Annotated in this window: 19 protein-coding genes; 8 read left to right on the top strand and 11 right to left on the bottom strand. The window is 44.7% G+C overall.

Annotation, left to right across the window (positions count from 1 at the left end; all coding sequences use genetic code 11):
• Positions 1–69 precede the first annotated feature (69 nt).
• The 5 genes from J4N45_RS13395 (at position 70) to J4N45_RS13375 (ending at position 5,455) form a co-directional block, all read left to right on the top strand.
• Positions 70–1,686, top strand: a complete 1,617-nt coding sequence (locus tag J4N45_RS13395) for an alpha-glucoside-specific PTS transporter subunit IIBC (RefSeq protein ID WP_252011813.1) — start codon at positions 70–72, stop codon at positions 1,684–1,686.
• A gap of 75 nt (positions 1,687–1,761) precedes the next feature.
• On the top strand, positions 1,762–3,099 hold the full coding sequence (locus J4N45_RS13390; RefSeq protein ID WP_042472166.1) for a 6-phospho-alpha-glucosidase: 1,338 nt from the start codon (positions 1,762–1,764) through the stop codon (positions 3,097–3,099).
• Between the two features lie 67 nt (positions 3,100–3,166).
• A complete protein-coding gene (locus J4N45_RS13385) occupies positions 3,167–3,469 on the top strand; it encodes a SemiSWEET transporter (RefSeq protein ID WP_252011811.1) in 303 nt (100 codons plus the stop codon).
• A gap of 128 nt (positions 3,470–3,597) precedes the next feature.
• Complete coding sequence (locus J4N45_RS13380; protein WP_503055301.1) at positions 3,598–5,082, top strand: AGE family epimerase/isomerase; 1,485 nt, start codon at positions 3,598–3,600, stop codon at positions 5,080–5,082.
• Positions 5,083–5,215: 133 nt separating this feature from the next.
• A complete protein-coding gene (locus J4N45_RS13375) occupies positions 5,216–5,455 on the top strand; it encodes an RNA recognition motif domain-containing protein (RefSeq protein WP_252011809.1) in 240 nt (79 codons plus the stop codon).
• A 122-nt stretch (positions 5,456–5,577) separates the two neighbouring features.
• Here J4N45_RS13375 and J4N45_RS13370 read toward each other — a convergent pair whose 3' ends face one another.
• The 3 genes from J4N45_RS13370 to J4N45_RS13360 form a co-directional block, all read right to left on the bottom strand.
• Positions 5,578–7,209, bottom strand: coding sequence for a GMC family oxidoreductase (locus J4N45_RS13370; protein ID WP_252011807.1), 1,632 nt, complete (start codon positions 7,207–7,209; stop codon positions 5,578–5,580).
• Positions 7,196–8,773, bottom strand: coding sequence for a long-chain-fatty-acid--CoA ligase (locus J4N45_RS13365; protein ID WP_252011806.1), 1,578 nt, complete (start codon positions 8,771–8,773; stop codon positions 7,196–7,198). The genes J4N45_RS13370 and J4N45_RS13365 overlap by 14 nt, the downstream gene beginning before the upstream one ends.
• Positions 8,774–8,877: 104 nt before the next feature.
• Complete coding sequence (locus tag J4N45_RS13360) at positions 8,878–10,353, bottom strand: coniferyl aldehyde dehydrogenase (RefSeq protein WP_252011805.1); 1,476 nt, start codon at positions 10,351–10,353, stop codon at positions 8,878–8,880.
• A gap of 178 nt (positions 10,354–10,531) precedes the next feature.
• Here J4N45_RS13360 and J4N45_RS13355 point away from each other — a divergent pair, with 178 nt between their 5' ends.
• From J4N45_RS13355 to J4N45_RS27220, 3 genes are all read left to right on the top strand, one after another.
• Complete coding sequence (locus J4N45_RS13355; RefSeq protein ID WP_252014693.1) at positions 10,532–11,566, top strand: AraC family transcriptional regulator; 1,035 nt, start codon at positions 10,532–10,534, stop codon at positions 11,564–11,566.
• Positions 11,567–11,752: 186 nt separating this feature from the next.
• Complete coding sequence (locus J4N45_RS13350; RefSeq protein WP_252011804.1) at positions 11,753–12,319, top strand: outer membrane beta-barrel protein; 567 nt, start codon at positions 11,753–11,755, stop codon at positions 12,317–12,319.
• A gap of 118 nt (positions 12,320–12,437) precedes the next feature.
• On the top strand, positions 12,438–12,563 hold the full coding sequence (locus tag J4N45_RS27220; RefSeq protein WP_286036907.1) for a hypothetical protein: 126 nt from the start codon (positions 12,438–12,440) through the stop codon (positions 12,561–12,563).
• A gap of 3 nt (positions 12,564–12,566) precedes the next feature.
• On the opposite strand, the gene J4N45_RS13345 is transcribed toward J4N45_RS27220, so the two are convergent.
• From J4N45_RS13345 to J4N45_RS13310, 8 genes are all read right to left on the bottom strand, one after another.
• Positions 12,567–13,466: a YeeE/YedE thiosulfate transporter family protein gene (locus J4N45_RS13345; protein ID WP_252011803.1), complete on the bottom strand. Its 900-nt coding sequence runs from the start codon at positions 13,464–13,466 to the stop codon at positions 12,567–12,569.
• Positions 13,467–13,582: 116 nt separating this feature from the next.
• The gene (locus J4N45_RS13340) at positions 13,583–15,604 is read right to left on the bottom strand and encodes a DNA phosphorothioation-associated putative methyltransferase (protein ID WP_252011802.1); all 2,022 of its coding nucleotides are present in this window, start codon (positions 15,602–15,604) and stop codon (positions 13,583–13,585) included.
• Between the two features lie 81 nt (positions 15,605–15,685).
• Positions 15,686–16,738 (bottom strand): cysteine desulfurase family protein, encoded by a 1,053-nt coding sequence (locus tag J4N45_RS13335; protein WP_252011801.1) that lies wholly within the window; start codon positions 16,736–16,738, stop codon positions 15,686–15,688.
• Positions 16,731–17,180 (bottom strand): DNA phosphorothioation-associated 4-like protein, encoded by a 450-nt coding sequence (locus tag J4N45_RS13330; RefSeq protein WP_252011800.1) that lies wholly within the window; start codon positions 17,178–17,180, stop codon positions 16,731–16,733. Before J4N45_RS13330 ends, J4N45_RS13335 begins: the two co-directional genes overlap by 8 nt.
• Entirely contained in the window at positions 17,173–19,236 is a 2,064-nt protein-coding gene (locus J4N45_RS13325) for an AAA family ATPase (RefSeq protein WP_252011799.1), read from the bottom strand. The genes J4N45_RS13330 and J4N45_RS13325 overlap by 8 nt, the downstream gene beginning before the upstream one ends.
• Positions 19,223–19,456: a CxC ATPase DNA modification system associated small protein gene (locus tag J4N45_RS13320; RefSeq protein WP_252011797.1), complete on the bottom strand. Its 234-nt coding sequence runs from the start codon at positions 19,454–19,456 to the stop codon at positions 19,223–19,225. The genes J4N45_RS13325 and J4N45_RS13320 overlap by 14 nt, the downstream gene beginning before the upstream one ends.
• Positions 19,456–21,627 carry a DEAD/DEAH box helicase family protein gene (locus J4N45_RS13315; protein ID WP_252011795.1) on the bottom strand — a complete coding sequence of 724 codons (2,172 nt, stop codon included), beginning with the start codon at positions 21,625–21,627 and terminating at the stop codon, positions 19,456–19,458. The genes J4N45_RS13320 and J4N45_RS13315 overlap by 1 nt, the downstream gene beginning before the upstream one ends.
• Positions 21,627–23,972 carry a DUF262 domain-containing protein gene (locus tag J4N45_RS13310; protein ID WP_252011792.1) on the bottom strand — a complete coding sequence of 782 codons (2,346 nt, stop codon included), beginning with the start codon at positions 23,970–23,972 and terminating at the stop codon, positions 21,627–21,629. Before J4N45_RS13310 ends, J4N45_RS13315 begins: the two co-directional genes overlap by 1 nt.
• Between the last annotated feature and the right edge of the window lie 161 nt (positions 23,973–24,133).

Here is a 24,133-nt window from a genome sequence, read left to right as displayed (position 1 = left end):
AAGACAACGAGAAACAAAAAAGTTATTACATCAATAAATAACAACACCAATAACAAAAAGGACCCTTCCATGTTAAGTGCTATCCAACGCTTAGGTGGAGCAATGTTTACCCCAGTTTTGCTGTTCCCTTTTGTCGGGATTTTAGTGGGACTAACCATTGTTCTAAAAAACCCCATCTTTGTAGGCGACCTCGCCGATAAAGACGGTCTGTACTATCAAATTCTGCAAGTCATTGAAGAAGGTGGCTGGACGATCTTCCGCAACATGGCCCTTCTATTTGCAGTTGGCCTGCCAATCGGTCTTGCAAAAACCGCTCACGCTCGAGCTGTTATGGTCGTCATGGTCTCTTATCTCACCTTCAACTACTTTGTCGGTGCAATGGGTGGATTCTGGGGCCAGTTCTTTGGCGTTGACTTCTCTCAAGCCATTGGCGGTACCTCTGGACTGACTGAAATTGCAGGTATTAAGACACTAGATACCGGTATCTTTGGTGCCATCATTATCTCTGGCTTTGTTACCTGGATTCATAACCGCACGTTTGAAAAACAGCTACCAGCGTACTTAGGTATCTTCCAAGGTGCTTCATTCGTCGCGATGATCTCATTCTTCGCAATGCTACCAGCGGCTTGGCTAACACTTTACATCTGGCCTTCTATCCAGCATGGCATCTTAAACCTACAAGGCTTCTTGGTAAGCTCAGGCTCATTCGGTGTTTGGCTATACACATTCTTAGAACGAATTTTGATTCCAACGGGTCTGCACCACTTTGTTTACGCGCCATTTGTCTACGGTAACGTCGCGACACCAAACGGCATCGTTGTTGACTGGTTTACTAACCTAGAGACCTTTACTCAATCTGCGCAATCGATGAAAGATCTCTTCCCTGCTGGCGGCTTCGCTCTGCACGGCAACTCTAAGATCTTCGGCTGTACAGGTATTGCACTAGCGATGTACCACACTGCGAAACCTGAAAATCGTAAGAAAGTCGCAGCGCTACTTATTCCAGCAACACTTACTGCGGTATTGGTGGGTATTACAGAGCCACTAGAGTTTACCTTTCTATTCATTGCACCTTGGCTGTTCGCAATCCACGCTATTCTGGCAGGTACCATGGCAATGGTGATGTATACCTTTGGCGTTGTCGGCAACATGGGTGGCGGTCTGATTGAGTTCGCAACCGGCAACTGGATTCCACTGCTTGGCAACCACACCAGCATGGTCATTACACAAATTGCTATCGGCCTATGTTTCACAGCCATCTACTACGTAACCTTCAAGTATCTTATCGTCAAGTTCGATGTGCCAATCGCTGGTCGTGGCGAGGCTGAAATGAAGCTACACACCAAGAAAGACTTCAATGAAAAGCACGGTATTACAGGTAAAGGCGCGGCAGCAGGTGCAACACCTCTACAAATCCAAGCTGTAGAGACAATCGAAGGCTTGGGCGGCGTACACAACATCGAAGACCTAAGTAACTGCGCAACAAGACTTCGCGTCACGGTCAAAGACCCAAGCAAAGTGATGTCAGCAGAATACTTTATGGAAACCGGCGCCGTGAACATCGTGAAAAATGGCAAAGCGATTCAAGTGATTATCGGTCTGAATGTCCCACAGCTTAGAGAAGAGTGCGAAAAGATCTACAGCGCTTCAAAGACCGTGGACATGACACTCAGTCCAGCAACCTAAACAACTCCACAACTAACAACGTTTTTAATAATAAAGGGCGGAAAGTTTGCCGCCCTAGTCCAAGTGAGGCATATCATGAAACAAGAATTCTCAGTAGTTATCGCAGGCGGCGGCTCAACTTTCACTCCAGGTATCGTAATGATGCTGCTTGAAAACCAAGAGCGTTTTCCAATCCGCAAGCTGAAATTCTATGACAACTTTGCTCAGCGCCAAGAAACCATCGCTGAGGCATGCAGAATCTTACTGAAAGAACGCGCTCCTCATATCGAGTTCTCTTACACCACTGATCCAGAAGAAGCGTTCACTGACATCGACTTCTGTATGGCACACATTCGCGCAGGTCTTTATGCTATGCGTGAGCAAGACGAGAAAATCCCTCTACGCCATGGCTGTGTTGGTCAAGAAACCTGTGGCGCGGGTGGTGTGGCTTACGGCTTGCGCTCAATCCCTGCTGTGATAGAGATGATCGACTACATGGAGAAATACTCTCCAAACGCATGGATGCTGAACTACTCGAACCCTGCAGCTATCGTTGCTGAAGCGTGCCGTGTGATGCGTCCAAACTCTAAAGTACTAAACATCTGTGACATGCCAATCGGCATCGAGACTCGCATCGCTGAGATCCTTGGTTACGACGACCGCAAACAGTTCGACATTATGTACTACGGCCTAAACCACTTCGGTTGGTGGAAAGAGTTCAAAGATGCGAAGACGGGTGAAGACCTCATGCCACGCATCAAAGAGTACATCAAAGAGAACGGCTACCTACCACCAAGCGCGATGAATGGTGCTCAGCATACTGATGAGTCTTGGAAGGAAACCTTTATCAAGGTTCGCGATGTATACGCACTCGACCCAGAAACCATTCCAAACACGTATCTTAAGTACTACATGTACCCAGACTATGTGGTTGAGCACTCAAACAAAGAGTTCACCCGCGCGAACGAAGTCATGGAAGGTCGTGAGAAAGAAGTATTCACCGAGTGTCACCGCATTATCGCAGCAGGTACAGCCGTGGATACCACTATCGAAGTGGAAGAGCACGCCTCTTACATTGTTGACCTAGCCACTGCTATCGCCTTCAACACCAAAGAGCGCATGCTGCTTATCGTTCCAAACAACGGCGCTATCAGTAACTTCGACCCAACAGCCATGGTAGAAATCCCATGTATCGTTGACAACACAGGTGCGAAACCACTGCAAATCGGCGCGATCCCTGAGTTCCAAAAAGGCATGATGAACCAACAAGTATCGGTTGAGAAGCTTGTCGTGGAAGCACACGTAGAAGGCTCTTACCAAAAACTTTGGCAAGCACTGACTCTATCAGCAACCATTCCAAGCGCGACCGTTGCGAAAGCGATTTTGGATGACCTGATTGAAGCGAACAAAGAGTATTGGGTTGAAATGAAGTAATACGCTTCGCTCTAAATAGGCTAAGACAATGCCCTGTTTATTCAGGGCATTTTACGGAGCAACATCCATGTTGAGTATTACCACACTCGGCTACATCGCAGCGCTGTGCACAACGTGTTCCTTTGTTCCACAAGTGCTGCACATTCTTAAAACCCGTGATACACAATCGATATCACTCGCCATGTATTCCATCTTTGTCACCGGGGTCGCCCTTTGGTTAATCTATGGTCTGCTGGTTGTCGACTTGCCTATCATCATTGCCAATGCGATTACTCTGATACTTGCGTCAATCATCCTGATACTCAAAATCAAAGATGTCACCACCAGCAAACAAAACCGCCTCCCCAAACCCGCGCTTGATAAAGCGTGACCTCCAAGCCAAGCGCCCCCAGCTTGGCTTTTTCATTCTCAAACTCTTGAACTGTACAACAGTTTGTATAGGTCTCATGGCGCTATAGTTTCTGCAATTCAAACACTTATAAAAAACAAGGATACGTCATGTTGTCTTATTCTCTTCGTACCTCTATCTTAGCGATCTCTATCGCCGCCTCCTATAGTGCTATCGCATCTCAGAAAGCGCCCGTGACGCCAGAAGATACCTTTCCGAGCACACAAGCGTGGCTCACACACGCAAAGCAAGGTCTCGCTCCCTACTGGATGCATGAAGCAGCGCAAGGTGTGCCCGTTGGCAACTTTCCAACCTTTCGCTGCGATAACGGAGAGCTATTAGACGTATCCAATGTCTGTCCAGAGCTGCAACACGGCTGGATCACCCCTCACTTTGGACGCGAATACACGCGCATGAAATCACGCCAGACCTACGCTTATGGCGTTCTATTTCACCTTACCGGCAATGTTAAAGCACTCGAACTTGCCAAAGACGGGGCTTACTACCTCATCGACCAGCTTCAAGACACCGAGAACGGTGGGTTTATCTCGTTTACCGAAGACGATAAGCCGGGTCTAAAGTGGACGCAACGCACCTCTCAAGACCAAGCTTACGCCCTTGTGGGTCTTGCAATGTACTACTACCTAACCCGCGATCCTAAGGTAGAAAAAGCACTCATCGAGCAGCAAGCATTCATCTTTGATAAATACAAACTCAACAACGACGTCGGCTTAGCCTGGGTATTGGAAGATGGTGATGAGCAAAGCGCCAAGCAACACGAACTCGTCGCACAGCTTGATCAAATCAATGGCTATATGCTCCTTGTGGCTCCCCTACTTCCTGAGCCTCACAAAACCAAGTGGCTTGCGGACCTCGAGTGGCTAACGCAAGTCTTGGTCAATGATTACCACTCTGATGACGAGCAGAGATTCTACGGAGCCATACACCACAAAGCAGTGATGCAGCCTAACGCCAAACATAATGACTTCGGTCATACGATTAAAGCGTACTGGATGACCTACCTCACCGCTCAGCTACTCGATAAACCGGAATGGGAAACCTTCGCGAAGCAAGGTATGGAAGTGACGCTAGAAAGAGCCCAGTACAACATGCCATTTGAATATGTCGCCGATTACTTCCCCAAAGAGCAGCAAGAAGCGTTAAAAGGAACCACCATCCCAACATGGCAAAGCAGACCTAACAGTGGTGGCGCCTCTTCATGGGAGTGGGCGGAGCTTGACCAAGCGGCTATGACGCTCTCTATGGATGCAGGTAAAGTCAAAGAGCCACTTGGTTATACCACCATAGGCTTTATGGATGTGTGGGTTGACCATAAGTATGGCGGTGTGGGTCTAAACCCTAAGTCGACTAAAGCGTTCCATTGGGGGAATGGCTATCACCAATTTGAACACGCGCTCATTGGCACGTTGGCATCCGGCTCACTCAATCACAATCCAGTGACCCTTTATTACGCGGTTAACGATGAGTCACAACCAAGCTTCACGCCATACTATTACCAAGGTAAAGTGAACAAGACCACATCGCTAAATAATGGCAAGGTTCAGGCGGTGAGCTTCAGTGACATCACACCTTAGCTTTGACACATAAGAGTTGAAGTTATGTAAATAAGGTAAGAAAATCGAAGAAACGGGCAGGAATCACTTGGTTTCAAAGGCATAACCTGCGACAATCCGCCCGTTATTCACCCTTGATTACAGATGGTCAATTATGCAAATCTTAGTACGCAACCTATCTCGCGAAACCACAGAGCACGATGTACGTCTTCAGTTCCGTGAGTACGGTCGAGTTACCGAATGCACACTAGTACTAGACAAAGAGACAGGAAAGTCTAAGGGCTTCGCGTTTGTAACAATGCCAGAAGCAGAAGAAGCAAAGGTAGCAATTAAAGAGCTAAACCTAACCATGTTTGGTGGCAGCAAGATCCGCGTTAAGTTCGCCGGTCACTAATCTTCTAGGTCACGTCGCCTGATATAGCTAGCCAACTCGCCTAGCCATTAAGCTTGAAAACACCAACCATTGCGGTTGGTGTTTTAGCTTGTGGTTGTAGGAATTCAGCATATCTTCAGTGGCTATACGTGAACCGCTCTCTTCTCGCGAGCATCCGCATACGCTTTCTTGATCACATCCGCTACCTTCTCTGCAATCATAATCGTTGGCGCATTGGTATTACCCCCGACCAAGGTTGGCATCACCGACGCATCGACCACTCTTAGGTTTTCTAGTCCATAGACCGATAGTTCATTGTCCACCACAGCTAATGGGTCTTGCTCAGTGCCCATTTTACAGGTGCCAATTGGGTGGTACTGGGTATCAGCGCGATTGCGAATATCTTGCTCTATCGCCTCATCGTCATTTGGGTCGACAGGATAAAAGCAATCCCCGCGAACCTCATCAAACGCTGCGCTGTTGAGCATTAGATATTGCTTTTTCCATCCTTTAATCATGACCGCCATATCGTCAGGGTCTTTAAAGAAAGCGGGATCAATCTGAGGTGCATCATACGGGTCAGCGCTATTGAGCTTCACCGTCCCAGTACTTTTGGGTCTTAGCAAGGTGACATGGGAGCTAAAACCATGGCTGGCATGGATTTTTCGAGCGTGATCGTCCACAACCGCCACCACAAACACAAACTCTAAATCGGGTACCGACACGCTTTCATCTGAGCATAAAAAACCGATGCCCTCAGCAAAGTTACTACTCAGCTTGCCTTCACGCTGTCTGAGCCATTTCGGCAATGCTTTGGACATTTCTGCTGCCATCTGCAGCGAAACCCCAAACGTATCTCGCTTCGCGGTGCATTTATAGCTGTGCACCAAATCGATGTGGTCTTGCAGGTTCTCCCCAACGCCCGGTAGCTCGTGTACCTGCTCAATACCGTGCTCATCGAGTTCTGCTTTCGCGCCCACGCCAGAAAGCTTCAGGATCTGCGGCGAACCAAATGCGCCCGCACTTAAAATCACTTCTCGATCGCAGAAAATCTGAAAGCGCTGATCTTTTAATCCATACTCAACGCCCACTGCACGCTTGCCCTCAAACAAAACCTTGTGGGTGGTCGCTTTGGTCAGCACGGTTAGGTTAGGTCGGTGAAGATTCGGCGTCAGGTAAGCCTTTGCTGCGCTGCATCGCTCGCCATTTCTCTGCGTGACTTGCGTTTGCATCGCACCAAGTTGCTCTGCTCCATTCACATCAGGGTTTCTCGGTACGCCAATAGATTCGCAAGCTTCGAGATAGCGCTCGACCATTTCACTAGGTGAGCGCAGGTTCGCTACATTGAGCGGCCCACCTTGACCGTGATACTCGTCGTTAAAGACTTCGTTGTTCTCAGCCTTTTTAAAATAAGGTAGACATTGCTCATAGTCCCAGCCGCTGTTTCCTAATGACGCCCAAAGGTCATAATCGTAACGGTGCCCACGCGCATACATCATGGCATTGATTGAACTCGAGCCACCAAGTGTTTTGCCTCGCGGTTGATAGCCCTTACGACCATTCAATCCAGGCTGAGGTACGGTCTCAAAACCCCAGTTGTTTATCTTGGTTGGCATCATGACCACACAGCCAACAGGCGTGTGAATAAACGGGCTTGAGTCTTTGCCACCCGCCTCTAGTAAGCAGACTGAAACAGACGGGTCTTCGGATAGACGTGAGGCAAGCACACACCCAGCAGAGCCGCCACCAACAATAATAAAATCATAGCGATCCATTGCTGATCTCCTCTGCAACGGTTTTGACGATATCCAGAGGATGCAACTCTCGCTTGAGGATCTTGCCTGTTGCTGTCATCGGAAGCGATGGGCGAATGAATACGCGACGCGGATATTTGTAGTCTGCTAGTTGGCTTTTACACCATGCGACCAGAGTTTTCCCATCGCAGCTTGAGGTCTCATGGAGCACCACATGCGCGTGTATCTCTTCCCCTAGCCTTTCATCATGCTCCCCGACCACCGCAACCATCTCGACATCGGGATGACACATCAGCACCTCTTCGATTTCTCGCGGATAGACGTTGTAGCCGCCGCGAATGATCATGTCATTGACGCGATCGACAATGAACAAATTACCGTGCTCATCCAAACGTCCAATATCACCCGTTAAAAACCAACCGTCTCGAATCGACTCCACAGTTGCTTCAGCGCGTCCATAGTAGCCCTTCATGACACTTGGACTCTTAATGCAAACCTCTCCTAGCTCACCGCAACCCAACGTGTTGCCCTGCACATCGGTTATCTTGATCATATGACCACACAAAGGCTGTCCAACACTGCCCGGCAGCCTATCGCCATCGATATGATTAAAGGTGGCGACAGGTGCGGTTTCCGACAATCCATAGCCTTCCAAAACAGGCAGTTCAAATCGTGATTCAAACTGGCGAATCACTTCCACTGGCATAGACGCGCCACCCGAAACACCAAGCCTCAAGCTGTGTTTGACCTGCTCAGATTGCTCTGGTGACTGCTCGCCAGCGGTAAGCAGTGCAATGTACATGGTTGGCACCCCAGCAAAGACACTCACCTTATGCGAGATGATCTGCTCGATGACGAACTTGGGCTCAAAGCGCGGGATCAGCACCATAGTCGAGCCGGTTAACACGCTGGCGTTCATCATCACGGTTTGACCAAAACTGTGGAATAAAGGTAGGGTCAACATCGTGGTGTCGCTGTACTCAAGACGCATCAAATACTGTGACGCCATGGCATTGGTCAGCATATTGGTATGAGAAAGCTCTGCCCCCTTGGGTTGCCCTGTGGTACCAGAGGTATAGAGAATAACGGCGGTGTCATCGCCTTGCCTTGCGACGGATTCAAAAGGCTGCGGTGATGCCTCAAGCCAGGTCTCGAGTGCATGCTCAGCATTGGTTGATGCCAGCATGGAAATAAAGTGCTCACAGTGCGGTGCCTGAGCAAAGCCAATGCTTCCATACTGCTCCTCGGCACTGGTTTGCGGCGCTTCAAAACAGAAATACGCTTTGGCATCAGAGTCATTCAAGTGATAAGCAGTTTCTCGACTCTTGAATAAGGTGTTGAGTGGAACCACCACGCATCCAGCTTTCAAAATGCCGTAATACGCAATGGGGAAATAGGTCATATTGGGGCACGATAGCGCCACTTTATCACCCGGTACTAAGCCAAGTTTTACTAAGTGGTGAGCCACAATGTTCGCGTAGTCGTCCAACTGCTGATAACTCACGTCATCGGTGCCCATTTTAAGTGCGGCTTTGGTAGGGAAAAGCGCAGCACTTCGCTCTAGATTAACGGCGAGGTTGTGCATCTTAGGTCTCCTTTTGGGGTGTACGACGCCAGCCCTCGCTGGCGTCTCGAAGATTCTTGTAAGACGAAGGTTTGAATGTGTTATTGGATAAAACTGAGCTGTCGCTAACTGCGTTTGTTCAGACTCGGATCTGGCTTGCCGACAAAGACGCGTACGACCAGCTTCTGAACCCAGGTGCCGTAAGGGGGAGAGAACAGTTGAATCGGGAACCAGCCGCGCATCTGCAATACTGAGCGGGCATGACTTAGCTCTCGAAAGCCCTCTTCGCCATGATAGTTACCGATACCCGAGTTACCCACGCCGCCAAACGGCACCGAGTGGTTAAGCACATGCCAGCCCCAATCATTGATAGTGACACCGCCGCTATGAGTCTGCTCTAACACATGCTCACGCAACGCTTTATCGTGACTAAACAGGTAGCAAGCGAGCGGTCTTGGGCGCTCCGTGATGTACTCAATCACATCATCGATGTCTCGATAGCCATGGACAGGCAGTAGCGGACCAAATATCTCTTCCTGACAAATACGCATGTTGGGCGTTAGATTGGTCGCCACATAAAGCGGTGTTTTGCGCCCTTCACCATCCGGTAAACATTGAGTGATGGTTGCGCCTTTTAGCTTGGCGTCTTCGAGCAGTTCATTGAATCTTTGATGCTGAGCCTCATCCACTAGCGAGGTGTAGTCAGCATTTCCCTTGATGTCACCATACATCGCGACATGGCTCTGCTTTAACGCCTCAACAAACTCGGTCACTTTAGACTCGGGAACAAACGCGTAATCAGGCGCAATACAGATCTGCCCAGAGTTAAAGCCTTTGCCATGAGCAATGCGGCTCGCTACTGTTTGAATATCGTAATCATCAAACACAATAACCGGAGATTTACCGCCGAGCTCAAGCGTGACCGGCGTTAGATTCGCAGCCGCATTGGCCATGATGAGTTTTCCACTGGCTGGTGAGCCAGTGAAAACCAGATGATCGAAAGGAAGGTGCGAGATCTCCATGGCCTCAGGATGAGTACCATCGACGATTCGAACCAGATCCGTTGGGTAGACCTCTGCCAACATGCGTTTCAGCACCTTAGTAGTTGCCGGGCAGTTTGGAGGCATCTTGATCATGCATCGATTACCCGCCGCCAAAGCGGTGATCATAGGACCGAGGGATAGGTAGAGTGGGAAGTTCCAAGGGCAGATAATGCCAACCACGCCTTTAGGCTGATAACGGACCTCTAGCTTGTTACCCTTGAAGAGCCATTCCGTCGGGCGACGCTGCGATTTCATCCAGCCTTTAAGGTGGCTTAGTACGTGTTTGATGTCGAGAACCGGCGCTAACACATCCGCCATGATGGATTCTGTATGGCTGCGTCCGCCAAAATCGTCACTCATTGCCTCTGCCAACACATCTTGATAGCGAGTCAGTTGCGTTTTCAGAGCTTGTAAACGCTGCTTTCTTATCGCAAGACTTGGGTTTGTCTCTTGTTGATATGCCTGTTTAAGCTCGGAAAACCACGTCGATAATTCACTCAACTCTGGAGCATCACATTCAACCAAGTTACTTTTTGACCAATCAATCATTTCGCTCATTTATTTTTCCCGCATGCCATTTTGCTCAATTACAACATTCTGATAACATCAATCACAGGTTGCATAGAGACAAAAAACGGTGATATTCGGACATTCGTCAGACATGACGTGTCCGATTTTGAGCTATGTTGACGCTAACTTATTGAAACTAGGTCAGTTCAGAACGGGAGAATCAGCAATGCAGTACACGGCCGTCTACGAGCCCGATTTACAAGCGTGTGGGATTTTAGATCTTCAGCTTATGACTCGATACCTTGAGGGTAAAATGCCGTGCGAATCCTTGTTTGAAGGTACCCCACTGACCGCCGACCAACTCTACCAACCCGACACTAAGGTGACGATGGCGCAAAAGATGGCGATTTTCAGCAACGCCCTCTCCCACGTTCATGAACCCGGTCTCGGTTTAAAGGTGGGTCAACAAGCAAGATTTAGCGACTTCGGCGTATTGGGTTACGCGGTGTTTAGCAGCAACACCATGTTAGATGCCCTAATGATGGGCTTTAAATACTTACGGCTAGCGGGACCTGTTTTAAAAAAGCAGATGTGGGTTGAAAACAACTTGGGGTATTTTCGAGCAGAGCAGCTCGTCGACCTCAGAGACTTACTGCCCTTCTTTTGCGAATACTGGTTTACTGCAATTCAAAACCTCTGTGAAGAAGTGATGCAGCAACCGTTCTCATCCAAGCTGATCCGGTTTCCTTACCCAGAGCCAGAACACAGCGACCTCTACAAAGAGATATTCCACTGCCCTGTTGAGTTCAATGCCGATTACCTTGAATGGCAGTTTGACGCCACGACACTCTATGACCCACTCCCAGCCGCCAACACCATGACACTGCAAATGTGCCTTAAGTCATGTGATGAGCTGCTCGCGACGGTTCAGGGCTCCACCAGCCTCAATGAGAAGATCACTCAGTTGTTTGTCGAACGACTTGGCAACTATCCATCCATTGAAGCGCTCTCGTCAGAGCTCGGCATGTCATCGCGCACACTGCGCCGCCACCTAAAGAACGAAGGTACCAGCTACCAACAACTGCTTGATGATGTCCGTTATCGCCTAGCAAGGCACTATCTTCTGAACACGCAGATTACGATTGAAGAGATTTCCGATCGTGTCGGCTTTTCTGATAGTGCCAACTTTCGACACGCATTCAAAAAATGGAGTGGCCACTCGCCAAAAGGGTTTAGGAACAATCAAGACATCAGCAGTTAATGAGCGCCTACAGACAATCGCCAAAAGCCATCATCTAACCCACTCATTTTCAAGTGATATCGCCTGTAATCTGAACAATTTGGCTTTGTTCTATGCGATACCGTACAAAACTCACTTTTTTGTATTGCAACGAAGTATTTGCCGTTCTAGCCTATAAACAGTTCAATACACTCAAAAGGAATTCTAGTGTCCCTTCTTCGTACAACTTTTGCACTATCGCTCCTTATGACCGCGACCGCTCACGCAAGCAATGTTCAGTTTCTTGTTGGTGTCGACAACAACAAAGGCTTTACCGGCGGCATCGAAGCCTTGGTCTATGACAACTTCATCATCGGCGGACAAGCCAACCTCGGCTCAACCGATGAAACCCAAACCCAAGGCGGCTCACTCCCGGATGTCGCTGACGCAACATTCACCCAGAAGAAGTCATCCCAAGCCTACTCGCTTTACACTGGCTATCGATTTAAAGAAAACATGCTCGACGGGTTAACCGTAAAACTGGGCATCAGCAAAACCAGCATCAACCTTAACGAAGACGCATACAATTCCTCTGGCGATTCCGCCGTGGTCTATGACATCAACGAAAGCAAATACCAACCTTTCGTCGGTCTTGGCTACCACATCAGCGAGCGCATTTCACTTAATGTGCACGCAAACTTAGCGGGTATTGATACGATTGAGGTCGAAGGTGAGACGGTTAAATCAGGGTTTGAGAGGACGACGTTGAGTTTTTTGGTTGGGTTTACGTTTTAGGTCAATATCTAACGCTCTTTTGCACCAGTAATTGAGCAAAGTATTCTTCAGGCGCAGCCCTAGATTGCTTGGCTCTATTATTATAAAATACGACATACCGTTTATTTATAGGAGAGAAATGCTGATGCTAACCCAAGGCGACCTGTGTCCACATTGTGGTTTAATTATCATGATGCCAACTGACCTAGAACCTATTTGTCTCGGCTGTGGAAAAAGAATCAATGACGCTGAGGAAGATGAATAGCGACTAAGCAAACCATTTCTGCACCTTTACTCCTACAACAATCCCCAGAACAATAAAGCCGATAGCAACGAAACCAGCTAAAGAAAGCGCAGGCAATGCGACAAGCAATTGTGTGTCGTTACCTCCACCAGCTAATACAGCGCCCACTCCCATAAACAAGCCAGCTGCAAAATGCTTAAATAACGACACTAATCGAACCATTTCGAGCTGAAATGATTTGGTGACCAGTGCAGTAACAATCATAGCTAGTACCAAGGCAGCGAATAGCATGAAGCGCTCTATTCTTGGCCACTGCGCATTGTCGGCATCCCAGAACGACAATCCCATAGATTTGAATAAGCCACTGGGTGTCCAGTGAGGCTCATAGATAAATACCAGTCCTCCCATAAACCCAATCGTCAGCATAGAGAACCAGAGCTTTTTAGTCGCTTGTTCACTTCTTACTGCAATAATTATGAGCGGTATTGAGACTAGACCTAAAAACACCAACTGCTGAAATTTCGTGACTTCATAGGACTCACCAGCACTACCACTAAACAAGTTAGAAAAAGCAAACCAAGAAACCAGCCACCCCAAAATGGTGGCGAGCATCACCAGTTGTCCTCTGGCAAGCCTACTGATAGTAGAGACACCACATCCGCTGTTAAATGCAGCCCCTAATCCAAAGATTAAGCCACCCAACGCCGTTATGTATGTAGGGTAATAGGAAGGCATATTAATGGGATGGCCGAACGCGCTTGATACTAGTAGTGCTCCCCAGACAAAGGTTCCACTGAACAGTATCGAAACCAAAAATATTGGCTTCCCTGCTAGCATCTCTTTGACTCCACGCACCATGCAAAGCCCGGTGGTTTGGGCTAAACATCCAAGTATCGCAATGAAGATTATTGAGAGAAGCAACATGAAAGCACCTAAAACTCGTTGAAAGCCACGTTACTAAACTATAGTGCCTACTATTATTAAATTTACATAAGAAAATTCTAGCCTCAGGCTTCAAAGTACCTAGGCATCGTTTGTATCTATCTCTCTAGAATACGATACCCTGATAGTTTCTTATTGTTGTCCTTCAAAATTTGGTCAAAAGTAGCCCTATGTATAATAACTTCCCTGTCGAAGACTATACCGCAAAGCTTAGCTAATCGTTTATCAAAGCTAAGCTGCTTACTGTAAGACTCTTCACTTTCACTCATCAACAGGTGCTTATTCAGCAAAGGCGGCTGTCTGCCCTCATCTATATAATCAAAAAAGTCAATATCCTGATCCGCCATCTTAATTTTGATACGTTCCACTAGTTTAGGAACACTACTAGAGAAATCGTCATAACACATCAAGCTCAGCTTTCCCGACGTAGTATGTACCTTAATTAAATCAACGTTGTCATCAATCTCACCATACATCTGTAGAGCAGACCCAACATAAACTCGAAGTAACAAAGGCAGCTCGTTAATGTAAGATTTGTGGAAAATTAAAGAATGCCCTTCATTAAAAATTGACGCAGGTAACTGCTTACCTGCTTTCGCACTCTGTTGTTCAATTAACTCTGTATCTGCAATGGTAAACAACAACTCTGTAGCTAAGGATAATGCCGCGTTATAGTCACTAAACAGTGCTTTTATATCCCGCTTTAATGTTTCTGGTTGTTGGGTGTACGGCTTACGTTTTTCAAACAACCCCATAGAAAAGAATAAAAGTAGATCTTCTTTTCGTTCTTTCTCTGCAGCTTCAAACATTTTTGTGTCGTACATTTCACTTAATAGACTGAACGTCTTTTTATGAGAACCGACAAGTGAACGAACCTCTTCACTGCGAGAGAACTCATCATTTGCAGGAAGCCGCCCAAGGTCCAAGCATCTATTCCAGAAACCCTCGAACAACTCGGAATTCTGCGAAATCACGAGTTTTGCTTTATCTTTAGCTTCAATAGGTGCGGGAGAAGTAAGCTGCTGCCAAGCATGAGACCTTTTGTATTTATTTTGAAGATAGCTCTGCTCTTCTAGTTTATCCTTAAACACATAGAATATTCCCGGCCCTGCTGCGATTGCATCTTCCTGCAATGAGTGTTCAACATATGCTTTGATTTCAGATTGAGCATAATATTTCTGAAAGGTGTTACGAGAGGTTATCACTCCATCTTTGTATGGCTTGAACTGCGATATATAACTCTCATTTGCAAGCATCACCGAGACCACAAGTACTTTGTCCGCTAAATCCCAAGCTCTAAGCAGTGCTTCTAGCCGTTCGTCGCGGTCTTCAATAACGTTAAGGACAAAACCGAGATTGACAACGTCTGAACGCACTTTTTCATTATCAGGCTGAAAGTTAGGGTCCCAGCCAAGAGCATCAAGTCCATGAGCTTCTAGCTCCCTAAGGTCATCGCCTCGTCCACATCCATAATCGAAGATGGAATAACGTCCATCAAGAAATCCCGACTTAGCCAAAAGCTTCATCGGTGCCGATAACTCATGCCTTACAATTGCTGTACGATGCCGGTCTATTCCTATTTCGTCCAGACTATCGTCCGTTGTAGTAGCAGGATGTAAGCGTCCATCAATGAGCTCATACCCTTTTTTAGCGATCAAGTTTAACCAAGAACGCTTGAATCCTATTGTGCGAGTGTTTTCATAGAGTCCCGCTCGCTCACCTTCCTCGGTTATATTGCGAAAAAGTCCAACATACTCATTGTCTTCAGGTAGCATCGTTTCTTTGCGATGTAATATTGGTGGGTTGTCAGAAGTTCGGTAGCAGGTCACTTTATGGCTAAGTTTAGCGAGATCAACGTTGAGACTTTGCTCCAACGCTGGGTATGAGTCACTGTAAAAGTCTGGGTAATATAAAAGCGATAGGCGGAACTCGTTCTTAAATAGCTTTACAAGGTTCCATTGTTCATCTGGTAGGTTAACGGCTTTGGCGACAGCCGGAATGAACTTTTGTAACACTAGTGGGATTGATGCAATCGCATCTCGATGGAAATATACGGCATCAGGAAGTTGCTTACCTACCGATACCTTTTTTACCTGTAACTTAAACTCTTGAAAATCCATAAACTAACAACGATACCATCTATAAGTGCTCACTAGATAGTATCGTAGTTAGAAGTTGATCGCGTGACAAGGGATTGAGTCCTAATTCATGACCTTGAATGGAGGTAAACTTATGCGGTAGCTTCGACGAGCTTCTTCTTCTGATAAACCTATAGCGCTGAGGACATGAGAAGGTGTGTTGGACATCGCGTTGCAGGCAGAGCCTTGAGAGATGAGCCAATCTTGTTCTTTGATGAATCGCTTTACTTCATCGTCAGTATCAAACGTAATGTTCCAAGTAGTTGCTAGAGCATTGCATCCACCATTGCGTCTAAAGTGATAACCACTGAGAACCTCCTCAAGATGTATTTGTTGCATATCTGCCTGAGAGGGAAAGCTTGCTACTGCCGTACCTAAACCCACAATTAGGGGGGTAGGTGAAGTTCCTCCCCGCAAACCTAATTCCTGACCACCACCGTGAATTAGTGGAACAATACTGGAATCGCGAGCATCCCTGACATAGAGCGCGCCAATACCCTTCGGGCCATAGATCTTATGCCCTGACAAGGAGAGCATGTCTAGATTCATATCATCGACATCGATGTCAAGTTTACAAAAGCTTTGCGCAGCATCTGTGTGGAATGGCACGTTATGGTCAAACGCTACCGCTCCTATCTTTTCAATCGGCTGAACAGTCCCAAGCTCGTTGTTTACATGGTGAATTGTAATAAGTAACGTGTCTGACCTGATTGCATCTTCGACTTGCGCTGGTGATATTAAGCCATTCGCATCGGGTTTGAGGTAGGTTACTTTGAAACCTATTTCTTCTAAATATGCACAAGTGTTCAAGATACATTTATGTTCAATTGTAGAAGTAATCAAGTGCCCTTTTTCGTTCAAGTGCCTAAATGCTAGACCTTTGATCGCTAAATTGTTTGACTCACTCGCACCACTTGTAAAAATAATCTCACTTGGCATAGCTCCAAGTTTTTCAGCAATCAGTATTCGAGACTCTCTAATTGCAGCTTTCGCGGACTCGCCCTCTATATGGGCGGCAGAAGGGTTGGCAAAACTCTCGTTTTGCCATTGAGACATAGAATCTAATACTAGTTGTGAAACTGGTGTAGAGGCTGCGTAATCAAAATAGTTAGTCATTCTCAATTAAAAATTCCAAAGTTTGATTAAACAAGGTGTTAGTAACCAAAGGTTCGCTTATATTTTTCATCAGCCAAGAGTCGATGTATTTTAATCCACCATTACAGTATGCCTCAAAGATACCAATCGCCTTGCGAAGTTGTTCGTTCTTCAATATATCCAGCGAAGGCTCTTTAGCTAACGCGATCAAGTAGATGTAAGAGTCTTTGTCTGTGCTTGCATATGTCTCAAGTAGAATTGAAGAACCTGAGGATTTATCTGTAAGCGGTTCGAACTTGTCAAGTTGATAACCAACAAGAGCAGCAAATACCATTAAGTCTTTAATTGCTCCAAAGGCGTTTGGATCCGTTGAACCTTTGTTCGTGCAAAGTTTAGACTCCAAAGACTCAAAGCATGAATCTCGATAAACTTGAAGTTTACGCCAATCTGTCAATTCAGCCATCAACCGATACCTCTTCAATTGTTACTTTATCAAAATCACTACCGAACCTAACTACATCGTAGGATTTACCCTGAACTGAAAGCTTTGTAGGATAAGACCCTTTGAACTCATCTTCTGTCAAAACAGTATGCTGAACTAAGTTATACTCTTTTCCTACACGGGATCTGATACCCTGATCTGTATGAGACTCAGTCCACTGAGCTTGCGAGAACATAAATATTGCTTGATCAACTTTATCAGCAATATAGCGCACAAGTTCTCGCCCATTATCTGGACCAATGAATGCTAGAATCGAATCGGCAATAAATGGAGCTACGGTTCCCGGCGTAAGAAGGTGTTGCTTGTCACCTGCTCTTTCTTTTGAAAACTCAATTAGAGCGACGATAAACGAAATAGAGAGCATAGCCTGATAGCCGTTTCCAGCGGCGACTCGCTTGCCCTCCTTGTCGACAATTGCCCATGTAAAAGAGTTATTTTTAGCCCCTGTAGTATCTTTTTTAACTGTATATCCATTAAACGCTACTTTGCTAAACAAAGAACGCATCTTCGTCAAAAGCACAACGTCCACACCCTTTTGTGAAGATGAAATAGCTTCTTCGTAAAGCTTAATAATTTCTTGAGTGGCAACAATGAGATTACGAATCTTCTCTGCTCTAGGCTGTGATGAAGATGCCTTAGAGATTTTCAAATCGAAACCATCAATATCTATTTTTCTTTTTCTAATGTTATTTTCTAGTATGGGTATTCTTCGGTTAATAGATTCGAGTACAGTCCACGCTCTATTTTTTTCACTTTCAATATCTTTGATATCATCAATATCTGATTCAACAATCGTAATGCTTAGCTCTTTTATATCTTTATTCAAAGCAAGCAAGTTATCTTCGCAATCATCAAGTTGATCCAAAAGCTCTTGCATCTCTTTTTTCGGAGAGCTTAGTGCACGAAGTGACTTACTTAGAGCTACCACCTGTCGCCAACGTCTCTTTAAATCAGGGTCTACTGCATGCTTTCCAAGCTCTTCGATTAGCGCTGCAGCTTGGCTACTAGCACTAATGTTCGTCCCACAAATACACTCTTGGTTATGTAGTATCTCTTGAAGCAACTGCTTATCTACAGAATATCTCAAAGACTTGTTCAGTTCTTCAGTGTTTATAGCACTAGGATCAAACAATGATAACCTAGAGCTAAAGCAATCGTTCGCGAACTTCAACGTTTCTTTAGATTTTTGTATTTTGAGCTGTTTGAGCTTCCTTTCAAAATCACTTTTAAGCCGTGTTTTCTGACCTCGGAGCTTTATCTTGTCCTCAATAGCAGTCTTATCAAATCGCGCTAACTTAGCTACTTGCTCATCATAAACAACTTGAGCCTCTGATAAAGCTAATCTCTTTTGTTCTAGCTCGGTTTGTTCCTTTAGCATAAGTTCTTGTAATGTTTCTTTGTTAGCTATATGAGTATCAATCTCATTGCTAGTATCAAACTGTCTCAAATCCCTTTGATAATCAGTTTTTATTTTCTCGAGGTGAGAAACTGTTTTGTTCGCTACAGTTAACCCTAAAACTTTATCGATCGCACTTTTAATATGTGAAAAGTCATTTTGACTACTGAGAGTACCAGTCCCCTCACCTTGATAAAAGAAGTACTGCGACATCTCTTTAGGTAAAAATGTGTTAATCAAAGTGTTCGGTGAGTCTTCTTGCTTGTCTGAATAACAACCATCAACGATCTCAAATACTTTTAAATCACTCTTGCTATTGGACTTAGATTGTACTCTTCGAACTTCAAGCAATCGGTTGTCGTGCTCCAACTGAAGAAAAACACTAAAGGTACTAGAACCTTCAGCCTCGGCATGTTTATTCAATAGCTTTTTGGGATCAAGCAGGTTGTCCGTTGTTTCTTCATATAGACACCAACGTAGAGCATTCAGCAAAGCGGTTTTACCACCATTATTTTCGCCATGTATTAGCGTAACGCCTCTTTCCTGCTCAACCGAAAAGTTGATTACTTGCTTTCCATAGAACTGACGAAAGTTATTAACTTCTAACTTAATTAGCTTCATTGACGATATCTTCCGCGTTAATTTCAATTATTTCTTTAATCTTAACGATATGCCGACTTTGAGATACATCACCATAGTAAAGCTCTTTCTCAAACTGCATGACTTGCAGAGCTGCTTTATGAGCTGCCGATTTTTTTGAGTAATCGTCATGAGACACTTTTGTCTCCTCGATCATTTCTTTTAATGAGTCTTTGAATGACTGAAAAATACTCGGATCCATTATATGATACCTAATTCAAATGCTCTTTCTTCCACTTCCCTTGAGTTAAGAGCGGTTAGTTTAAAGTCGTTAACTCGTTCCAGTTCAGCTTTACGTAAATTATCACTAAATGAGCTTCTACTTCCAGGTAATGGAAGTACAACAAAATCAACAATCGAAGCTTGCTCTTTGCCTTCAGACTTACGAAGTACGCGCCCTCGCCTTTGCACATACTGCCTAGGGTTTCTTGTACTTGCTAGTATGTAAGCACTCTTACATACTGGAACGTCAATTCCTTCGTCCAATACCTTCATAGCAACAAGAGCATCTATACTCTTATCTTTAAAGTTGTTCATTATCGTTGCGCGTTCCTTACTCGTTTCAACCGATGTAAATTTCGCTACTTTACAACCTATGCTATGCAGAGCATCAGTAACTTCCGAAATGTAATAGTTGTCACTATCAGACTTACCTTCTCCTACATATATTAATGAGTGGGATAACGTTACTTTCTGTTTGGATTGAAGATAGTTTAATAGCGATGGAAGTTTACCCGAGCAAGTCGCTAGTAACCTCGCTCTAAAACCACACCACTTTGTCAGCGCTCCCCTCTCTTCTCCACTTAAACCACTAGATTTTGCTTTTAGAATAAGCTTTTGAATCTTTAGAGAATAGTCTTCATATTTTTCCTGCTCGTCATCGGTAAGGTAAACAGGTACTAGCTCATACCTGTAAGGAGCAAGAATTTCATCTCTAATCGCGTCACTCAATGAGTATTCAGCCACAATGCCGTTAAAGTAAGATAACAAGTTCTGCTTAGCGGTATCAGGAAACGGAGTCCCCTCGACCTCATCTTCATCGCTTCTAAAAGGAGTAGCAGAAAGACCTATCCTATACTGGGCACATGGGAGAGCTTCATAATAGCCCTGGCTTCCTAAATTATGGCACTCATCTCCAATGACCATTAAACTCGAGACGGGAATTTTACTAATACGCTGCTGAAAAGGCGAATCTGACAAAGTGCGATTTACAACAACCACACATACGAATGGGAGAGAACCTCCTAAAAAGCGGAGAATTTTTTTATCGAGCAATGAAGCCCAAGACTCAAAGCCATCGTAGCACCTAATCGGAGAGACATTGAAGGCAGTTAACTCCTCAACCCACTGATTTGCAAGCTCAATATATGGCACGCTAATCATTACGAATGTGGATTCATTGTTACGCCTACGTTCCTCATATAATTCAACCATCGCACATATTGATGTAAATGTCTTTCCTGACCCTGTCGCGAGTTTGAAAAGTCCCTGATGATCAGCACTCTTCCAACTATTGATTGCTTCGCGTTGATGTGCAAAAAGCTGGAAGGGCTTCCCTTTTATATTTAATGGCGTTCTTGGTAGCATAGACTTAATGTCTATCGCGGAAACTTTTTGGGCCGACTTGGGGAAACTATACGCAAAAAATGGTGAGTGTCTTTCACACTTATCTTCATTAACTTGGTTTATTTCTTCAGGAAATAGTTCACGGTATAAGCTTTCTGGCTCAACACTAGTTTGAATCCTGGCGTATGACTCCGAGTCAAGTTCGATAACTTTCGTCCTCTTACTTGAATCAGACCATAGCTCTTCGAACTTAGTGACTTCATATTTGCCATATTTATCAAAGTGCTCTTTCTCCCAACTAAAATAAGCCGTTATTTCTTCAGCGTTATATTTGGTCAGTCCTCTAATTGTCTCATTTGCCGAACCATTAAAGGTGACCATTTCGTCACCTTTATAAAAAACACCTATTTTTTTATGGAACATTCCTTGGTGAGTAAAAGCAAACTTAATTTCCAAGTGCTTTGTGGCTATTAAGTACTTGAGTATTTTTAAGTTTCTATTATAGGTGTCGTTTAATATCCTTTCTAATGTCTCTGAACGAGAAGCTATTGGATTGATTTTACCCTCCATCACAGCCTCATATTCGCTGTCAGATAGTGGATCACCAATAATTAATCTCATCTGTCCATTAGCTCGAATAAAATGATCCAGGCCTTCACAGACTGATACTAAAACCTCCGATGAGAAATAACCTACAGCTCTATCGTACCTTTCGGCAACGGAAAGCAAAGGATTGTGGAAAGACTCCAAAATGTCATCTTCATCTGAGTCATACTTTCCCTTTAGCTGTAGGTCAGATAACTTCATTACGCTTCCCAATCAAGCCATTCAGTCAGATTCAACCAAGCATTTTTTAACAGAATCTCTGTTCGTTCTTCGATAGCTGTTTTGTTCCAAGATTCAGCCCAAGTTATCTCCAAGAATTTCTTCTCTAGCATTAGCAGCGAAGCGTTCTTTACTGCTTCGGCGGATAACTCCGATTCTGAGTTCAATATCGTCTCAATCTCATCGATAGAATCATTGGAAAGCGCCTCTAACATATGCTGCTTGAGGTCATACCACGATTCTTGAGTTTTCGAAGAAATGCTATTTCTAGCATCCACCAGAACATTACCAAGTTTGTTATATACATCCGGGCTCGATATATCACTATCTCCCCATTTCTTAAACGCACTTTGGGAGCTTCCCTCATAGACCTTTTTAATGCGATCTTTGCTAGACAGTAACTCCCACATCATAGTTGTGAAGTAATCGGTACCATTACTACTCACTCGGTTGAAGCCACCATCTACTAGTTCCAAGTTATGGAATCCGGCTAACAACAAAAACTTAGTATTTTTTGGTTTGTCAAGAAGTTGCTGCTTTGAACATATATCTAGCCACTGTTCAAACTCTAAATTCTGAGGAGAGCCTTTACTTCTAATTTTATCTTTTAGTTCTTCTCTGAAAAACGCCTTAACTTTGTCCACATTTGGGTGCTCAGATGTCAGGTCACTAGATCGGAGCTGATATGGGATACCATCAATACCTTTCTCATGCAGCTTTCGATAAACAGCATCAATACCATCAGCACCACCGCTCATTGCTCGCCAAAGGACACTAAATGCAGTTACCGCCTTCAAAGCAGGTTCAAAGCTTGAAAACTGAGTACCAGTATCTCCACATTTCTTATCTTGTAGAATAAATTGGATCAATAGGCTTTGTGCTATGTCATGTTTTATATCCGCTAGATACCGCAAACAAACATTCGATACTTCCTTACTTTCTGTTGGTACCAGCTCTTTAACGTCAGAGGCAGGTAGCTGCCAATGTTCAAATAAAAAGTCAGCTGAGGTTGCTAAATACTCTAGATATTCATCCTTACGATGGAAACTACAGTCCTCATAGCTCTTCAGCATTGCATCTCTCTGATCTCGAAGAGTGGTAACTTTAACCTTTCCAACGTAAGCTCTAACAAATGCCAGGATCAGTGCTTTCGTTTTGTCATTTTTTTCTTTGTTTTTAATGATATTTTCAAAACGCTCTGTGACACCGTTGAGCAAACTCATCAGTCCTTCAAGGTCTTCTTCCGCCGCACCGTCCTTCCGCTTTCTACCGATGTGCTCAATGACTTTTGGTACAAACGTTTCTATTGCAGTGAGTGGCTCACCAGTGGTGTTTAAAGCTTCAAACATGTCAAACGCATAAGACTCATTATCAACTTGTACAAATGTCAAACATACTCTGTGCAATAAGAACTTTGAGAAAGCTACTAGGTATACTATTTGATCGATCTTATCATTTGCTCTCGAGGCATTGAGAAGATGCTCATCTACCGGAAAATCTAAGCATTTGTCTAACGTTTCGACACCTACAAAGTCTTCAACAGAAAGAGGCTCTTCAACATCCCCCCCAGGTAGCTTGAACTTAAACCCCTTTTCAACGCAATCTAATTGCTTTCGAATTTCTTTGATATTACTTACTACACGCTTTGAACCTTCATCAAAAGAAGAGAGTTCTAAGGGTTTGAAAATAGAACTACTCTCCTGCTCTAGAGTGTGCCTTTGATAGGAGCTCAATAACTGCGAAATTGGGCTCTCATAAATGGCCTTGCGTTCATCTTTACCCCAGCGATCTACTTGGGACCGAATGATTTTTGGTAGAAACTTGTAAAGCTCATGGTCCGCTGTCGTTTCTACTGAATAGTTTGATGTATCTCGTATGAGCTCAGAAACCACTTCACGAAGTTGTTCTAGAGCATCTAGTGATTCCTCATTCTCTTCCTTCTTGATGGCCTTTTTTAATTGAGGTAGTAGTATTCTTAACCTTTCGTTCAAGCACAAAATGATTAACATCAGAGTCGACAGTCTTTGCTGCCCATCAATGATTAGCTTAATCGTTGTTGGTGTATGCCTTTTAGCAATTGGGTAAACGGTGTTACCTTCACTGTCATCGACGCTAAGAACCGAACCAAGGAAAATAATGGCATCTGATGATTCTAATAAGTTTCTAAAAACATTTTCACAATCAGAGAACAAATCTCTAATATGCGTTTCTTCCCAAGAGTAAGGCCGTTGATACGCAGGCATATAAAAGCCTGTTGTTTTCCGATCGCATATGACGTCAAAAACTGACTGAGGCTCTGCCTTGAATATGTCTAAGGACTTTTGCATTTAGATTTCCTAGGTAACTGATACGCCGAATAATTGTCCTTTTATAACATTAAAGCTATTTTATTTCTACCATGTTTAGTATGGTGTACCGTAAATTTCGAATAGATACTATTTTGCTTCTCAAAGGAAGTTTTGCTCCTATGTTGCAAGGCATCTATCTG

This window comes from Vibrio sp. SCSIO 43140 (assembly GCF_023716585.1).
GTDB lineage: Bacteria > Pseudomonadota > Gammaproteobacteria > Enterobacterales > Vibrionaceae > Vibrio > Vibrio maritimus_B.
Note: the sequence above shows the minus strand (reverse complement) of the source record. Positions and strands in the feature narration are given on the sequence as shown.

Excerpts from the sequence above, each read along its gene's own strand:
- J4N45_RS13395 (WP_252011813.1), top strand. The coding sequence starts at position 70 with ATGTTAAGTGCTATCCAACGCTTAGGTGGAGCAATGTTTACCCCAGTT.
- J4N45_RS13390 (WP_042472166.1), top strand. The coding sequence starts at position 1,762 with ATGAAACAAGAATTCTCAGTAGTTATCGCAGGCGGCGGCTCAACTTTC.
- J4N45_RS13385 (WP_252011811.1), top strand. The coding sequence starts at position 3,167 with ATGTTGAGTATTACCACACTCGGCTACATCGCAGCGCTGTGCACAACG.
- J4N45_RS13380 (WP_503055301.1), top strand. The coding sequence starts at position 3,598 with ATGTTGTCTTATTCTCTTCGTACCTCTATCTTAGCGATCTCTATCGCC.
- J4N45_RS13375 (WP_252011809.1), top strand. The coding sequence starts at position 5,216 with ATGCAAATCTTAGTACGCAACCTATCTCGCGAAACCACAGAGCACGAT.
- J4N45_RS13370 (WP_252011807.1), bottom strand. The coding sequence starts at position 7,209 with ATGGATCGCTATGATTTTATTATTGTTGGTGGCGGCTCTGCTGGGTGT.
- J4N45_RS13365 (WP_252011806.1), bottom strand. The coding sequence starts at position 8,773 with ATGCACAACCTCGCCGTTAATCTAGAGCGAAGTGCTGCGCTTTTCCCT.
- J4N45_RS13360 (WP_252011805.1), bottom strand. The coding sequence starts at position 10,353 with ATGAGCGAAATGATTGATTGGTCAAAAAGTAACTTGGTTGAATGTGAT.
- J4N45_RS13355 (WP_252014693.1), top strand. The coding sequence starts at position 10,532 with ATGCAGTACACGGCCGTCTACGAGCCCGATTTACAAGCGTGTGGGATT.
- J4N45_RS27220 (WP_286036907.1), top strand. The coding sequence starts at position 12,438 with ATGCTGATGCTAACCCAAGGCGACCTGTGTCCACATTGTGGTTTAATT.
- J4N45_RS13345 (WP_252011803.1), bottom strand. The coding sequence starts at position 13,466 with ATGTTGCTTCTCTCAATAATCTTCATTGCGATACTTGGATGTTTAGCC.
- J4N45_RS13340 (WP_252011802.1), bottom strand. The coding sequence starts at position 15,604 with ATGGATTTTCAAGAGTTTAAGTTACAGGTAAAAAAGGTATCGGTAGGT.
- J4N45_RS13335 (WP_252011801.1), bottom strand. The coding sequence starts at position 16,738 with ATGACTAACTATTTTGATTACGCAGCCTCTACACCAGTTTCACAACTA.
- J4N45_RS13330 (WP_252011800.1), bottom strand. The coding sequence starts at position 17,180 with ATGGCTGAATTGACAGATTGGCGTAAACTTCAAGTTTATCGAGATTCA.
- J4N45_RS13325 (WP_252011799.1), bottom strand. The coding sequence starts at position 19,236 with ATGAAGCTAATTAAGTTAGAAGTTAATAACTTTCGTCAGTTCTATGGA.
- J4N45_RS13320 (WP_252011797.1), bottom strand. The coding sequence starts at position 19,456 with ATGGATCCGAGTATTTTTCAGTCATTCAAAGACTCATTAAAAGAAATG.
- J4N45_RS13315 (WP_252011795.1), bottom strand. The coding sequence starts at position 21,627 with ATGAAGTTATCTGACCTACAGCTAAAGGGAAAGTATGACTCAGATGAA.
- J4N45_RS13310 (WP_252011792.1), bottom strand. The coding sequence starts at position 23,972 with ATGCAAAAGTCCTTAGACATATTCAAGGCAGAGCCTCAGTCAGTTTTT.